The sequence below is a fragment of the Novosphingopyxis sp. genome (genome assembly GCF_965218915.1).
In the GTDB taxonomy this organism is placed as follows: Bacteria; Pseudomonadota; Alphaproteobacteria; order Sphingomonadales; family Sphingomonadaceae; genus Novosphingopyxis.
This window is the reverse complement of sequence record NZ_OZ244708.1, coordinates 1099582-1115223: the sequence shown is the minus strand read 5'-3', so window position 1 is coordinate 1115223 and position 15642 is coordinate 1099582. Positions and strand designations below refer to the sequence as shown.

Below are 15642 nucleotides of genomic sequence, written 5' to 3'. Positions count from 1 at the left end.
ATTGCGGCGCAAAACGGGTCTAGTCCCCCGCCAGGGAAGGACGGGCCTTGGACGTTTATCTGCCGATCGCGAACCTGTCCGTGAACGGGCTCGTCATCATCCTGCTGGGCGGGCTGGTCGGCTTTCTCTCGGGCATGTTCGGGGTGGGCGGCGGGTTTCTGACCACGCCGCTGCTGATCTTCTACGGCATCCCGCCGACCGTCGCCGCAGCCTCCGCCTCGACCCAGGTGACCGGCGCCAGCGTGTCCGGCGTGTTCGCGCATCTGAAGCGCGGCGGCGTGGACTTTCGCATGGGGCTGGTGCTGGTGCTGGGCGGCGTATTCGGCACCGGGGCGGGCGCCTGGCTGTTCGCTTTCCTCACCGAGCTCGGCCAGATCGATACGGTGATCAACATCGTCTATGTGGTCATGCTCGGCGGCATCGGCGGATCGATGGCGGTGGAAAGCTTCCGCAGCGTGCGCGCGCTCAGGAGCGGCAAGCCGCTGCCCGCGCGCAAGCGGCGGCACCATCCGCTGGTCGCCAATCTGCCCTGGCGCTGGCGCTTCTACCGCTCGGGCCTCTATATCTCGCCGATCGCGCCGCTGGTGCTGGGCTTTCTGACCGGTATCCTGACCATGCTGCTGGGCGTGGGCGGCGGGTTCATCATGGTGCCCGCCATGCTTTATATCCTGGGTATGGGCGCGCGGGTGGTGGTCGGCACGTCGCTGTTCCAGATCCTGTTCGTCACGATGACCTCGACGATGATGCACAGCGTCACCACGCATGCGGTGGACATCGTGCTGGCGCTGCTGCTGCTCGTCGGCAGCGTCACCGGCGCGCAATTCGGCGCGCGCTTCGCCCAGAAGCTGCCGCCCGAATATCTGCGCTTCGCCCTGTCGTGCATCGTGCTGCTGGTCGCGATCCGCATGGCGATCGGCCTCGGCTGGCGGCCGTCCGACATCTACACGCTGCAGCCGCTGTGATGCGGCGGTGGTGCCTGACGGCTGCGATCGCGCTGCTCGCCCTCACCGCTGCAACGCCGGCCGCCGCGCAGGGCCGCAACGCTCCGCTGCTGGTGCCCGATGTCAGCCAGCACCGGATCGACCTGCAATCGGGCTTCACCGGCGCGGAGCTCCTGCTGTTCGGCGCGATCGCCTATCCCGGGGGGCGCGTCCCGGAGGGGCCGGTCGATATCGCGGTGGTGATCGAGGGGCCGCGACAGCCGATCACCGTGCGCGAAAAGGCCAAGCTCGGCGGGCTGATCTGGGTCAATGCGGGGGCGAGCAGCTATCGCACCGCGCCCAGCTTCTATGCCGTCGCCTCGACCAGGCCGATCAGGGACATCGTCGACGACCGCGAGGCCTATGTTTACGAGATCGGGCTGAAGCATCTCCAACTCTCGCCGATCCAGGTCGGCGACACGCGCGAGCAGTTGCGCTTCCGCGACGGGCTGATCGCCACCAACCTCGCCGACGGCCATTATGCGCAGTCCAGCGGCAGCGTCGCGATTTCGCAGAAACTGCTCTATCGCGCGCGCATCGACATCCCCGCCAGCGTGCCCGTCGGCACCTACGACGCCAGCACCTATCTCATCCGCGGCGGCAAGGTGGTGGCGGTGGAGGAGACCGAGGTGGTGGTCGGCAAGCGCGGGTTCGAGCAGTTCGTCTCGATCGTCGCGGCGCACTATGGTTTTGCCTATGGGCTGGTCGCCGTGCTGATCTCGCTGGGGCTCGGCTGGCTGGCGGGCGTGATCTTCCACCGCCGCTGAGCATGCCGGTGGCGAGAAGCCGGTAAATGCTTTGTTTACGCTGATCGCCTAGTGCGGACGCATCAAAAATTTTCCACAAGGTGCGTTGGATGGATATGAGCGGCCGCAATTTCGACGATGCCGAGCCCGTCCGCGGCCCCGTCCTGCGGCCTGACGCGGCCGAGCCCAGCCTCCGCCGACCGCGGCCGCGCCCTGCCAGCGACCATATGATCGGCTATGTCGTCGAGATCGCGGGTTCCGGTTCGTCGATATTGCTCGATGCCGAGATGCTGACCCGGCTCGCCGAGCATTCCGACAGCAGCATCGCCATGGCGGGCCAGGTCGGCAGCCAGGTCAAGATCCGCGTGGGCGACAGCTGGCTGCTCGCCAATATCCGCACGCAGAAGCTGGAGGACGAAAGCTGCGGCGCGATCATCGCCAAGATCGATTTTCTGGGCGAGGGGGAGGAAGAGAAGCTCACCGGCCGCATCTACAAATTCCGCCGCGGCGTGACGCGCTATCCGGTTCCCGGAAGCCAGGTATTCGCGGTGACGTCCGGCGACATGAAGCAGGTCTACGCCGCCGAGGCGCGCGCGCATATCGAGATCGGCACGGTGTTCCCGACCAGCGATATTCGCGGCGCGCTCTATATCGACGCCATGCTCGGCAAGCATTTCGCGCTGCTCGGCTCCACCGGCACCGGCAAGTCGACCTCGGCGGCGCTGATCCTCCATCGCATCTGCGATCTGGCGCCCGAGGGCCATATCGTGATGATCGATCCGCACGGCGAATATTCGGCCGCGTTCAAGACCAACGGCAAGATTTTCGACGTCAACAACCTGGCCATGCCCTATTGGCTGATGAACTTCGAGGAGCATTGCGAGGTGTTCGTCACCTCCTCGGGCAACGACAAGCAGACCGACATGGACATCCTCGCGCGCTGCCTGCTGCAGGCGCGCTCGAAAAACCGGATCGCCGAAACGATCGGCAAGCTGACCATCGACAGCCCGGTTCCGTATCTGCTCTCGGACCTCCTCAACATCATCCAGAACGAGATGGGCAAGCTCGACAAGGCGACGTCCAGCGCGCCGTTCATGCGGCTCAAGACCAAGATCGAGGAGATGAAGAACGATCCGCGCTACAATTTCATGTTCTCCGGCATGCTGGTCGGCGACACGATGGCGCAGTTCATCGCCAAGATCTTCCGCCTGCCGAGCGAGGGCAAGCCGATCTCGATCGTCGACGTGTCCGGCGTGCCGTCCGACATCACCTCGACCGTCGTCGCGGTGCTCAGCCGGCTGGTGTTCGATTATGCGATCTGGTCGCGCAACGAGCCGCAGCGCCCGATCCTGCTGGTGTGCGAGGAAGCGCATCGCTACATCCCCTCCGATACGAAAACCCGGCACAGCGCGGTGCGCGACGTGCTCAGCCGGATCGCCAAGGAAGGCCGCAAATACGGCGTCTCGTTAGGGCTGATCACGCAGCGGCCGTCGGACCTTTCCGAAGGCGTGCTGTCGCAATGCGGCACGATCATCTCGATGCGGCTCAACAACGACCGCGACCAGGCGTTCGTGCGCGCCGCCATGCCGGAGGGATCGCGCGGCTTCCTCGATGCGATCCCGGCGCTCCGGAACCGCGAATGCATCGTCTGCGGCGAAGGCGTCGCCATCCCGATCCGCGTCGCGCTCGACACGCTGGAGGAAGACAAGCGCCCGGCCTCCGACGATCCGATCTTCTCCGAGCTGTGGCAGCACGCCGGCGGCGAGGAAGACATGATGCCGCGCATCGTCAAGCGCTGGCGCAGCCAGGGGCGTTGAGACTGCCATTAGCGACTACCCGCAATCACATATTCAACGTCATCCCGGACTTGATCCGGGATCCAGGGCCCAGCCGAATTGCCATTTCGCCCTGGATTCCGGGTCAAGCCCGGAATGACGACTATCGGATGTGGTGGCTCGCAAGCCTACCCCAACCGCGCCAATGCCGCCTCCAGCCGCTCGGCCTCGGCCGCCTTGTCGTCATGATCGGCGCGCGCCTTGGCCACCGCCTCGGGCTTGGCCTTTTCCAAGAACTGCGGATTGCCCAGCCGCTTGGCCAGCGAATCGCGTTCCTTGAGCGCCGCCTCGCGCGCCTTGCCGAGCCGCGCGCGCTCGGCATCGAGATCGATCACGCCTTCGAGGGGTATCGAGTAAGTCGTGTCGTCAACCACAACCTCAAATGCAGTCATTTTTCCAGATTGGTATTTGGTGCGATCTAAGTTTTCACCGGTCTTTAAATCAAACGCTGTTCCGCTCCGAGCAAACTCAACGACATCGAATCTACCCAAACGTGCAAGCACGGCTGAGTTTGATCTAAATCTATCGATTAAGTCAGTTCTTGGGCCGCCGACGACCTTTAAGCCATCGAACTTTATGTCATTATGAACTAAGATATCAACTCTCGCTCCAGGAGGAATATTCAATTCGGCACGTGCCGAACGAACAGCATGCAAGAAGCGAATTAGCCACTCGGTTTCAGCTTTTGCTTCTTCATCCACCGCGGCCCCCGTGTCGCACCAGCGCGCCGTGATCAGCGGATGATCGCCGCGCGCGCCCATGGCGTGCCACAACTCCTCGGTCACGAACGGCATGAACGGGTGGAGCATGACCAGGATCTGGTCGAGCGCCCAACCGGCCACGGCGCGGGTTTCTTCCAAATCCTCCCCGGCTTCGCCGGGGAGGGGGACCGCCGGAGGCGGTGGAGGGGTATTCCGTACTTCGCGAAACACCCCTCCACCATCCTGCGGATGGTCCCCCTCCCCATCTGACGATGGGGAGGATTGATTGAGCAAGGGCTTCACCAGTTCCAGATACCAGTCGCAGAACCGGTCCCAGACGAAATGGTAGATCGCGTCCGCCGCGGCATCGAAGCGCAGGTCGGCGAGCGCGCGTTCGAGCCTCGCCACCGTTTCGGTCACCTCGCCGACGATCCATTTGTTGACCGCCAGCTTCGCGTCCGGAGCCGCCACCGTGTCGCTGGCCCCGATGCCGTTGGCCTGGCAAAAGCGCGCGGCGTTCCACAGCTTGGTCGCGAAATTGCGATAGCCCTCGACGCGGCCCTCATCCATCTTGATGTCGCGCCCCTGGCTCTCCATCGCCGCCATGAAGAAGCGCAGCGCATCGGCGCCGTAGCGATCGATCAGCCCCAGCGGATCGACCGTATTGCCCTTGGACTTGCTCATCTTCGAACCGTCCGCCGCGCGCACCAGCCCATGCAGATACAGCCGCTTCCACGGCGGTGTGCCCATGAACTCGATCCCCTGCATCAGCATCCGCGCGTCCCAGAAGAACAGGATGTCGAAGCCGGAGATGAGGAGGTCGTTGGGGTAGTGTTTTTCCAGCAAATCCTCCCCGGCTCGCCGGGGAGGGGGACCAGCCGCAGGCTGGTGGAGGGGTAAGCGCGACTTCACCCGCTCGACAATCCCGGCCACGACCGCATCCGCATCGGCAAAAACCTCGCGCGCAGGGACGCGCAGCGTCTCGACCCCGCATTCAAGCAAAAATGCGTCGCGACGCTGATCGCGTTCCGGTCGATCACCACGGTCATGCGCTTCGCCATCGACCTCGATCGCCAGCGCGGCAGCGGGGCAGAAAAAGTCGAGCACATAATCGCCCGCCGGATGCTGGCGGCGGAATTTGAAGCCGCCGGGGCGGTCCTTTAGCGCCTGCCAGAGGGTGGTCTCCGACGGAGGCATGTTGCGGCGCATCGCCTTGGCGCGGATGACTGCTTCATTTGTTTTCGGTGGGAGTTTGTAGGGGACCCCTCCACCATGCTGCGCATGGTCCCCCTCCCCATCTTGCGATGGGGAGGACAGCTTATCCTCCCCGGCTCCGCCGGGGAGGGGGACCGCCGAAGGCGGTGGAGGGGTCGCTTGGTCCGGCCAGCCCAATGTCGCGAACGGCCACAGCGCGCTGGAGAACCAAGTGTCGAGCACATCGGAGTCACGGAAGATTGAAGGAAGCATGGAATTCCACAGCTCTCCTTGATCCCGCACTACAGACACCTGCATGCCTTCCAGCAGCGCATTGCGTTCACGATAACGCTCGCTTGCAATCCTGACTGCTTGCTCCTCGCTTTCCGCGACGAAAACTTCTAGCTCGCCCCGAGCGTTGAAGGGGTTTTCAGGATCGGGAGCGCTCTTTGCGATGTAGCCATCGCCAATTTTAGGCCCATACCAGGCCGGTATCCGGTGCCCCCACCATAATTGCCGCGAGACGCACCAGGGCTGGATATTCTCCATCCAGTTAAAGAAGGTCTTCTCCCAAGCTTTCGGCACGATCTCGACCGCGCCCGAGCGCACCGCGTCCATCGCCGGTCCCGCCAGCTTCTCGGCATCGACATACCATTGATCGGTCAGCCAGGGCTCGATCACCACGCCGCCGCGATCGCCATAGGGCGTCTGGATCACGCGGTCCTCGGTCTCGCCGAGCAGGCCAAGCGCGTCCATCATCGCCACCACGCGTTTGCGCGCCTCGAACCGGTCCATCCCGAGCAGTTCCTCCGGGATCGCACCGTCCGAAACCTGCACCACCTTGGCCTCGGCATCGAACATGTTGAGCATATCGCCCGCCGCGATCCCGGCACGCCTGCCGACCTCGAAATCGTTGAAATCATGGCCCGGCGTGATCTTCACCGCGCCCGAGCCCAGCTCCGGATCGGCATGGTCATCGTGGATGACGCGCACTCGCCTGCCAGTAATAGGCAGTTCCACCTCCGCGCCCGCCGCCACCAGCGAGGAATAGCGCTCATCGCTCGGATGCACCGCCACCAGCATGTCGGCGAGCATCGTCTCGGGCCGGGTGGTGGCGACGACGATATGGTCCTTGCCGTCCGCCGTCCGCGCGCCGTCCGCCAGCGGATATTGGAAATGCCAGAATTTGCCCTGCACCTCGCGCGTCTCGACCTCCAGATCGCTGATCGCGGTCTTCAGCGCAGGATCCCAGTTCACCAGCCGTTTGTCGCGGTAGATCAGCCCGCGCTTGTGCATCTCGACGAACACATGCGTCACCGCTTTGGAAAAATGCGGGTCCATGGTGAACTGCTCGCGCGACCAGTCCATCGAACAGCCCAGCCGCCGCAGCTGGCGCGTGATCTGCCCGCCGCTATCGTCCTTCCACGCCCACACGCGCGCCAGGAAATCCTCGCGGCTGAGGTCGGTGCGCTTTTCCCCTTGCGCGGCCATGCCCCGCTCGACCACCATCTGCGTGGCGATGCCGGCATGGTCCATGCCCACGACCCACAGCGCGTCCTTGCCGCGCAGCCGCTCGTAGCGGACCATGACGTCCTGCAGCGTGTTGTCGAGCGCATGGCCGATGTGCAGCACGCCGGTGACGTTGGGCGGCGGATTGACGATGGTGAACGGCGCGGCGTCCGGCCGATCGGGGCGGAACAGGCCTTGGCTCTCCCAATGCGCGTACCAGCGCGTTTCGATGGCGGCGGGATCGAAGGTCTTGGGGAGCGTTTCGGGTTCGTCGGTCATGGGGTGAGCAATGCCAGCGGTGCGGATGGGCCGCAACCGCTTTGCATCCATCGCCATAGGTCATTGACTTATGCGCCGTTGACTTATAGCACTTACTCATGCTGACGGTGGTCGAAACCCCGGAGTTCGTTCGCCGCTCGGAGAAGATCGGCTTGAACGATATCGACCGCACCGAGTTGATTGTGTCGCTGGCCAGCGATCCCGAACAAGGCATGCCGCTTGGCGGAGGTCTGCGCAAGGCACGGGTGGCCAGGACCGGACAAGGCAAGAGCGGCGGCTATCGGCTTCTTTTCTTCTACCGGCATCCGGGCCTACCCCTGTTCCTGCTTACGATTTTCGCCAAGAACGAAAAGGCGAATATCAGCGTGAGCGAGCGCAGGCAGTTGATCGATTTGTGCGCCCTGATCGCACGCGAATATGAGGACGCAAGATGAGCGAAGCATTTGACAGCATCCGGCAGGGCCTTGGCGAGGCGCTGGCCCACGCGCAGGGCAAGGATATTGGCGCGCGGGCGCACAATGTCGCCGTGCCCCTGCCTGATGTCGCTGCTATTCGCGGCCGCGCCGGGCTCAGTCAGCGCGATTTCGCGCGCAGCATCGGCGTTCCTATCGGTACCCTGCAGGGCTGGGAACAGGGCCGCCGACGGCCGAACGGTCCCGCCCGGGTGTTGCTAGCGCTCATCGCGAAGCAGCCGACGATCGTTCAGGACGAACTGATCGGCTAAGGCATTCCTATTGCGCGGGCGCAGCCGCCGCCCCGCCGGTCCACTTGTCCAGCCAGGCGAACACGTTCCTGTGCCACTGGATGCTGTTCTGCGGCTTGTTGATCCAGTGGCTTTCCTCCGGGAACACCACCAGGCGCGAGGGGATGCCCTGGCGCTGCGCCGCCGTAAAACCCATCAGCGACTGGGTGTAGGGGATGCGGAAATCCTTTTCGCCATGGGTGAACAGCACGGGCGTCTTCCACGCGGTGACATGGTTCACCGGGTTCCATTTCTCGTAGGTTTCGGACGCCGCGTAATAGGGGCCGCCGAAATCCCATTCGGGGAACCACAGCTCCTCGGTCGAATAATAGAACGCCCGCACGTCGAACAGCCCGGCATGGTCGACGATGCATTTGAACTGGCCCGGCCACTGCCCCATGAACCAGTTCATCATATAGCCGCCATAGCTGGCGCCGAGCGCGCAGGCATTGTTCGGCGTGACCGAAGGATCGAACTTCGCCGCCGCGGCGAGGCCGAGCTTGAGGTCGGTCAGCGGCTTGCCGCCCCAGTCCCGGTTGATCGCATCGGTGAACGCCTGGCCGTAGCCGGTGCTGCCGTGGAAATCGACGGTGACCGTCGAATAGCCGTGGCTGGCGAAGATCTTCGGATTCCAGCGAAAACTCCAGCTGTCGCCGAAGCTGCCCTGCGGCCCGCCATGGACGAGATAGGCGGTCGGCGTGCCCTTCGGCGCGCCCACCGGCTTCACCACCTGCCCCCACACGGTGTCGCCGTCCGCGCCCCTGAAGCTGAACCGCTCGACCGCAACCGGGTCGATCTGAGCGAAAATGTCAGCGTTGACCGCGGTCAGCTGCCGTTCGTTGCCGCCGGGCAGCATGCGAAAGAGGTCGTTTGGCGCCTGAATCGAGTTTTTCGTATAGAGCATCGACCCGTCCGCGAGCGCAATGGTATCGCCGATGCTCCCACGCTGGGTAAGCCGAGAAACAGTCCCATCGAGCGCCACCATGAAAGCGGGATGGTCGAGCACGTCCTGCGCGGTGACGATCAGGTAGCTGCCGTCCGGCGCCCAGGCGATCGAGGAGACCGAACGGTCCCATTTCCCCGTCAGCGCCTGCGTCCGACCGCTCGCCAGATCGCGCAGCATCAGTACCAGCCGGTCGCTCTCGTAACCTGGCCGCGCCATCGCGGCATAGGCCAGCCAGCGCCCGTCCGGCGAGGGTGTGGGCATGGTGTCGGTCGCCTGATTGGCGTCGGTCAGATTGGCGAGCATGCTGCCGTCGGCCGCGGCGGCGTAGATATCGGTATCGGTCGAGCGCGGTTCGTTCCGGTTCGATTCGCGCAGCGTATAGAACAGCGTGTCGCCGTCCGCGCTCCAGTTCACCTCCTCGCCGCCGCCGAAGGGATCGGTCGGCGCGTTGCCGGTGACATCGCGGTCGAGCGCATGGCCCCCGCCGGTCAGCTTGCCGTTCGCCAGATCGAAGGCGAAGATGCGATTATAGGTGCCCGGGGTCGCCCAGCTGGTCCAGTGGCGCACGAAATATTCGTCATATTCGCGCCCCGACTGTTTGGCCTCGTCCGCCAGTCTCTCCGGCGCGGGGCAGCCGAAGCTGGCGCAGTTCTTGGAAATCGCGCTCCAGACCGCGACGCGGCGGCCGTCGGGCGAGAGCTTGAAGCCCGCAACGGGCGCGGTAAAGTCGCTCGCCTGCACCGGCTTGCCGCCAGGCATCGCCATCCGCCAGATTTGATCGCTGCCCGATTTGTCGCTGATGAAATAGAGCGACCCGTCAGGTGCGAAGGCAGGCGAGCTCTCCAAGGCATCAGGCAGGTCGGCGATCGGTTCGGGCACCGCTTCGGTCTTGGTGAGATCGAGCCGGTAAAGCTGCGTCGAGCGGCTGTTCGCTTCAATATCGGTGCTCGTCAGCTGATAGACCGCGATGGTGCCGTCGGGCGAGACGGCGGGCGCGCCGAGGCGCTTCATCGCGTTGAGATCGACCTCGGTCATGGCGCGGGCGGTGGCGGGGGGCGGCGCGGCGGCGATCAGAATCGCGGCGATGGCGGCGGACAGGGGCAGTTTGTTCATGGCCGCAGGCTAAGGTGCGAGGCATCGCGCGGCAAGCGGGGAAATGCGCGGTGGACGCATGTAAGGCCTCAACCTTTGCGGGTGATGCGCTGGATCTCCTTACGCACCATCGCTTCGACCAGCGGCGGCAGGTTAGCGTTAAGCCAATCCTTCATCAGCGGGCGCAACATGTCGCGCACCAGCTGCTCGACCGAGGTCTCGCCCGAGCGCACGATCCGCGGGCTCGCGCCGGGCTCGGCCAGGGTGGCGAGCGCGGACAGCGAGGCGCTGAGCGATTCGGCCTTCGAAGGCTCGAGCAGGTCTTCGGCATCGTCGTCAAGGCCGCTCGGATCGCCGACGCTGTCGCTTTCGGTCAGTTCGAGCACCGAATCGGCGCGCGGCTTGGGTTCGTTCCGGGGCCGCGCCGCGCTCATGCGGCGGTTGTCCTCGGCGATGATGCGTTTGATCGAAGAGAGGATTTCTTCCATCGATGGCTCCCGATCGCTCATGGCTTGTTCCCTGCCCGCTCAGCATCGTCGGCGCTAGCTTCGCCCCCGAAGCTAAGGCCCTCAATTGATCGGTTCGCGCGGTCCGTACAAATTGCGCTCGGCGGCTTCCGGCCCGATCGTTTTCGGAAGCGCTTCTATTGGCGCGTTCTGGGGCAAGGTGTCAACGGTGCGCGTGGCCGCGGGCTCGGGATCATCCTGGGTGCTCCAGTCGTTCCGGCTACCGCGCACATCATTATAATAAAGCAGCGGATCGTAGAGGATACCGCCTTCCAGCCCCAGATCCTCGGCCTCCGCGCGGCCCATGGCGGCAAGCAGCGAGAAGCCGGCGACGTAGGCGTTGCGCCGCGCCGTCACGAGTTGCACCTGCGAATTCAAGAGCTCCTGCTCGGCATTCAGGATGTCGAGAATGGTGCGGTTGCCCACGCTGTTCTCGGCGCGCACGCCTTCCAGCGCGAGCTGATTCGATTCCACTGCGACCTGACTCGACTGGATCACCTGAAGCGCCGCCTGCCAGCTGGCATAGGATGAACGCACCTGCGCGACGACCGAGCGCTCGGCCGCGATCTCCTGCTCCTGCGCCAGGCCGAGCAGCGCCTGCGCGCGCCGGGTCTGCGCGGAAACGCGGCCACCCTGATAAAGCGGGATGTTCGCGCGCACGCCGACCGATACGCTCTCCTGGGTATTTGGCAAGGTGGCGATGGGAATCACCGGATCGGCAGGATCGGTCGGCCCGATCGGATTGAAATTCTGCGTCTGTACGGACCCGAGAAAATTGGCGTAGGAGCCTTGGGTAAAGGCCGAAACTCTGGGCAAGCGACCGGCTTCGGCCACGCGCACGTCATAGGCGGCGGCCTTGCGGCGCTCGTGCGCGGCGATTAAATCCGGATTGCTGTCGAGCGCAATATCCACCGCCGTGCTCGCCGTCTCTGGCAGGTTGGGTAGCGGCGGCGGCGGTTCGAGCGCGTCCGGCGCCGCGCCCACCAGCTCGATATAATTTTCCTTCGACTGGATCAGGTTGGACCGCGCGGTCTCCAGATCGCTCTGCGCGATCGCCAGCCGCGCCTCGGCCTGCGCCACGTCGGTACGGGTGAGATCGCCGATCTGGAAGCGATCGCTGGTCGCCTCCCGGTTCACCGTCAGCACGCCGACATTGGCGCGGTTGAGGCGCACGATCGCATCGTCGCGGATCACGTTCATATAGGCCGAAACCGTCTGGCTGAAGATGCTGCTTTCGGTCCCGCGCAGTTCGGCGCGTCCGGCATCGACGCGCTTGTCCGCCGCGCGCACCGAATATTTCACCGCGCCGCCCGAATAGACCGGCACCGCCAGATCGATCGCGGCGGCGAACTGGCGATCCGAGAAGGGGTTCGAATCGATTAGATTCTCCTGGAACGTGCCGCTGCCGGTCAGATTGGGTCGCCCGTCCGCCTTGGCGATCGGCAAAGTCTCGTCGGTCGCGCGCTGCTGTGCGCGCTGCCCAGTGATCGTGGGGTTGTTCTGATAGGCCTGGATCAGCGCCTCGCGCAGCGTATCGGCACCGGCAGGAGCGGCGATCAGCGCGCCGATAGCGGCGGCCAGCAGATATTTGGCAGAATTGCGCATCGTCAGAACCGGAACGCCTTGGCGCGCGCGAAACCTGGCAGCACGGGCACCTCGTTATCCTCGAACGGAACAGGGCGCACCACGCCGCCGCGCTTGCGGGCGACGGCGAGCCGGGTCAACCCGTCCTCGGCCAGCCCGCAGATCAGCCGGCCGCCGTCGGCCAGCTGCGCTGCCAGCGCCTCGGGCACCGTCTCGACCGCGCCATCGATCAGGATCAGGTCATAGGGCCCGTTCGCCGCATACCCGCCGGTCAGATCGCCTTCGACGAGTTGCACCGCGCTCAGGTCCGAAAACGCGCCGCCGGCGAGGCGCGGCCGCGCCGCGGCCAGCAGGTCGGTATCCGATTCCAGCGCGGTTACCGGTCCGGTCAGATGCGCCATCACCATAGCGGAATAACCGGTGCCCGCCCCCACGATCAGCACGGTGTCCGATCGCTGCGGCTCGGCCACGGTCAGCAAGCGCCCGAGCGCCACCGGCGGCGCCAGGAAGCGGCCGTTTCCGAGCGGCACCGAGCGATCGGCATAGGCTACCGACGCGCGGGTTTCGGGCACGAACTCCTCGCGGGGCACGCTCGCCATGGCGCGGACGATATCGCGATCGTTCACGCCCGACGGCCGCAGCTGACCGTCGATCATCGCGTCGCGCATGGCCTGAAAATTGTTTTCGTTCATGTCCGGTGCCCTAATGCAGCTGTATTATTATTGCAATACAGCTGATCCCTGTTTTCTCTTAACGGGGGTCCGGGCCAGCGCCAAGCCGCTTTTGGACAAACGCACGGCAGGCATGGGCGAACGCCAAGGCGCAGGCGCGGGCTACTCGGCCGGTCCGTAGCCGCCGAACCATCTTGTCGCGAGCGGAAGGTCACAAAAAACACTATACGTCCCCCCCTCGTTCAGCTCCCACCGAAGCGGGCCGGGGTTGCGCGCCAGCTACCGGAACGGCGGCGCGGGAGGGCAAGAATGCGGCATGCGGGCGTATCCATCGTCGGTCTCCATATCGGCCGGCGTGGAACATATCATGAATATAGCCAAGTAGGAAAGGCCGATGCAGCGACTGGAGCCGGCCGGTTCGAAGTTCGTGATCGCTCCTGGACGATGCAAACCGACCCACCACCGACCATGTGGACGGCTTGACAAGCGCGCCCCAAATCCACAATGGCGAGCGCCTGCGCATCAGGCCCGATGGCGGAGTGGTTACGCAGAGGACTGCAAATCCTTGCACGCCGGTTCGATTCCGGCTCGGGCCTCCATCAACCTGTCTGACAATGTCTGTTAAAGGTTGAAATTCCCCTTAGTTTCAGGTAGTTTATGGGCAATCATTGATTGTCAGTGATTGCCTCCATTTGCCAATAATTGCAGACGATGGGGGTCTATTTGGGGGCCTTCCCAATCCCCCTCAAAATCGAGGCCCCCAAATGGCACTTACCGATATCGCCATCCGACACGCCAAGCCCAAGAAGAAGCCCTATAAGGTTTCTGATTCGCTAGGCCTTTATCTGCTGGTAAATCCGCGGGGCAGTAAGCTGTGGCGCCTGAAATACCGCATGCACGGTGTGGAGCGGAAATTGGCAATCGGGTCTTATCCTGAAGTCACATTGGCCGAAGCGCGGAGCCAGCGCGATGCGGCCCGCAAACAAATATCCAATTTGATCGATCCCAATGCTGCAAAGCGGCAGGCGCGGATTGAGGCTGGCATTCGCGCAAACAACAGCTTCGCAAGCGTGGCCGAGGAACTGATCGATAAAAATGCGCGGGAGGGACGTGCAGAGCCTACGCTAAAGAAGCTGCGATGGTTTTTGAAGCTGTTGGGACCGCAGTTTGGCAAGCGTCCGGTCTCGGAGATCACACCGCAGGAACTGTTGCACGAGCTAAGAAAACAGGAACGCCGGGGCAAACTGGATACGGCCAATCTCATGCGGGCGTTTGCAAGCCGCGTATTTCGCTATGCGGTAGCGACAGCCCGCGCAGACCGCGACCCGGCGCAATTGTTAATCGGCGCGCTGACAACCCCGAGGGTCAAACATTTCGCGGCAATCACCGACGCAACAGAGTTTGGTGCGCTCTTGCGAGCAATTGAGGATTATGAAGGTGATCCTTCTGTCATGTTCGCCCTGAAAATTACGCCGCATCTGTTTCAGCGGCCCGGCGAAATCCGCCAGATGGAATGGGCTGAGGTGGATTTCGACAAGGCTGTCTGGACTATCCCCGTAACCAAGATGAAAATGCGCCAGCCCCATGCTGTGCCGCTCTCGCGGCAATCGCTGATGATGCTGAGCGACATGCGCGGATTGTCGGGTTCGGGACGCTACGTTTTTCCATCGATACGCTCACGGGCGAGGCCCATTAGCGACAATACCATCAACGCGACCTTGCGGCGCATGGGGTATTCCAAAGAACAGATGACGGCACACGGTTTTCGAACATCCGCTTCCTCGCTCCTGAACGAATCGGGCAAATGGAACCCCGACGCCATCGAGCGGGCGCTGGCGCATTCGGTGGCGGGAAGCGTCCGTCGTATCTATAACCAAGCAGCCTATTGGGCCGAGCGCGTCGAAATGGCGCAGTGGTGGAGCGACTATTTGGAGCAATTGCGGAATGGAGGAAACAGATGAGTGCTGTCCCCGATGCAGGATGGAAAATCTTCGCTGACGGCGATGATGCCGACAATGTTCCGCTCTGGAAAGCCTTGGCGCAATTCACGTCAGACGATTTGGACGAGGGGTTGGAGGCGAACGCCGCTGTCATCAATGAGGCAAAATCTCCCTTCGCGCGATATTATAATGCTGCTTTCGTCGTCAGCCTGGGCTTCGGTTTCCTGTTCATCATATTCCTGTTCGCATTTTTGATTTCGGCACACTCAAGCTCGACGAACCTTTTCATGTTCCTGACATTGGCTGCGCTTCTGGCTACGCTGGCCCCGCATCTCTGGCGTCAGATTTACCAATACGGCCTGAAAACTCCGGATACCCCGCTGGAATTGCCTTACGCTCCCGACCGGCATTTTGACGAATTTCTGAGCTTTCTTCAGAAGGTAGACGCACCGCAAGCCTACTACGTCCCGCGCTTTGGCAAGCGTCGCAAGCCACTCGACCGGAGACAATTTTTCGGCAAGCTACGCTATTTCCTTTTTTCGGAACACAGTACGGATCGGGGCATGGTCATGCGCTTTCGGACGGGCCTTTCTCTGCCAGCCGACATTTTCCTGCACCGTGATGATGTCGAAAAGATACTCCTGATGAGCAAGCCGAAGCGCAAAGGTGGTCCGGGCCGCAACCCGAAATACAGCTATGCCGAGGCTATTATCGCCCTGATCGGCGATCCTCGGATTGCCACTCTTAACCTGAATGACCGGACTACATCGATTCGCACGATCAAGAATTGGCTTGCGGACTGGTTCGAGGGCAAAGCTGATGCATCGGGCGATGTGCCGCGTGGCGATCTCTTGTCACCATATGCGGAAAAAATCGCCGATCATTTAGAAAATCGGTAGACCGACACGCGTAAATGG

The 15642-nt window shown here is 63.2% G+C and carries 12 protein-coding genes and 1 tRNA gene; 8 read left to right on the top strand and 5 right to left on the bottom strand.

The window, feature by feature from the left end; translation table 11 throughout:
- Positions 1-47: 47 nt before the first annotated feature.
- The 3 genes from ACOQPC_RS05145 to ACOQPC_RS05135 all read left to right on the top strand — a co-directional run bounded on the left by ACOQPC_RS05145 (position 48) and on the right by ACOQPC_RS05135 (position 3543).
- The gene (locus ACOQPC_RS05145; RefSeq protein WP_420607583.1) at positions 48-962 is read left to right on the top strand and encodes a sulfite exporter TauE/SafE family protein; all 915 of its coding nucleotides are present in this window, start codon (positions 48-50) and stop codon (positions 960-962) included.
- On the top strand, positions 962-1747 hold the full coding sequence (locus ACOQPC_RS05140) for a TIGR02186 family protein (RefSeq protein WP_420607582.1): 786 nt from the start codon (positions 962-964) through the stop codon (positions 1745-1747). The genes ACOQPC_RS05145 and ACOQPC_RS05140 overlap by 1 nt, the downstream gene beginning before the upstream one ends.
- Before the next feature lie 206 nt (positions 1748-1953).
- Entirely contained in the window at positions 1954-3543 is a 1590-nt protein-coding gene (locus ACOQPC_RS05135) for an ATP-binding protein (protein WP_420608068.1), read from the top strand.
- A gap of 146 nt (positions 3544-3689) precedes the next feature.
- On the opposite strand, the gene ACOQPC_RS05130 is transcribed toward ACOQPC_RS05135, so the two are convergent.
- Positions 3690-7244, bottom strand: a complete 3555-nt coding sequence (locus ACOQPC_RS05130; protein WP_420607581.1) for a valine--tRNA ligase — start codon at positions 7242-7244, stop codon at positions 3690-3692.
- Positions 7245-7342: 98 nt separating this feature from the next.
- Between ACOQPC_RS05130 and ACOQPC_RS05125 the strand changes: the two genes are divergently transcribed.
- Positions 7343-7678 (top strand): type II toxin-antitoxin system RelE/ParE family toxin, encoded by a 336-nt coding sequence (locus ACOQPC_RS05125; protein WP_420607580.1) that lies wholly within the window; start codon positions 7343-7345, stop codon positions 7676-7678.
- A complete protein-coding gene (locus tag ACOQPC_RS05120; RefSeq protein ID WP_420607579.1) occupies positions 7675-7968 on the top strand; it encodes a helix-turn-helix domain-containing protein in 294 nt (97 codons plus the stop codon). The genes ACOQPC_RS05125 and ACOQPC_RS05120 overlap by 4 nt, the downstream gene beginning before the upstream one ends.
- Before the next feature lie 7 nt (positions 7969-7975).
- Here ACOQPC_RS05120 and ACOQPC_RS05115 read toward each other — a convergent pair whose 3' ends face one another.
- The 4 genes from ACOQPC_RS05115 to ACOQPC_RS05100 form a co-directional block, all read right to left on the bottom strand.
- Positions 7976-10045: a prolyl oligopeptidase family serine peptidase gene (locus tag ACOQPC_RS05115; protein ID WP_420607578.1), complete on the bottom strand. Its 2070-nt coding sequence runs from the start codon at positions 10043-10045 to the stop codon at positions 7976-7978.
- A 68-nt stretch (positions 10046-10113) separates the two neighbouring features.
- Entirely contained in the window at positions 10114-10533 is a 420-nt protein-coding gene (locus ACOQPC_RS05110; protein WP_420607577.1) for a DUF2497 domain-containing protein, read from the bottom strand.
- A 60-nt stretch (positions 10534-10593) separates the two neighbouring features.
- The gene (locus tag ACOQPC_RS05105) at positions 10594-12135 is read right to left on the bottom strand and encodes a TolC family outer membrane protein (RefSeq protein ID WP_420607576.1); all 1542 of its coding nucleotides are present in this window, start codon (positions 12133-12135) and stop codon (positions 10594-10596) included.
- A gap of 2 nt (positions 12136-12137) precedes the next feature.
- Entirely contained in the window at positions 12138-12806 is a 669-nt protein-coding gene (locus ACOQPC_RS05100) for a protein-L-isoaspartate O-methyltransferase family protein (RefSeq protein WP_420607575.1), read from the bottom strand.
- Between the two features lie 504 nt (positions 12807-13310).
- Here ACOQPC_RS05100 and ACOQPC_RS05095 point away from each other — a divergent pair.
- The 3 genes from ACOQPC_RS05095 to ACOQPC_RS05085 all read left to right on the top strand — a co-directional run bounded on the left by ACOQPC_RS05095 (position 13311) and on the right by ACOQPC_RS05085 (position 15624).
- Positions 13311-13384, top strand: a tRNA-Cys gene (locus tag ACOQPC_RS05095).
- Between the two features lie 165 nt (positions 13385-13549).
- On the top strand, positions 13550-14746 hold the full coding sequence (locus tag ACOQPC_RS05090) for a tyrosine-type recombinase/integrase (protein WP_420607574.1): 1197 nt from the start codon (positions 13550-13552) through the stop codon (positions 14744-14746).
- Positions 14743-15624: a hypothetical protein gene (locus ACOQPC_RS05085; RefSeq protein WP_420607573.1), complete on the top strand. Its 882-nt coding sequence runs from the start codon at positions 14743-14745 to the stop codon at positions 15622-15624. The genes ACOQPC_RS05090 and ACOQPC_RS05085 overlap by 4 nt, the downstream gene beginning before the upstream one ends.
- The last annotated feature ends 18 nt before the right edge of the window (positions 15625-15642 follow it).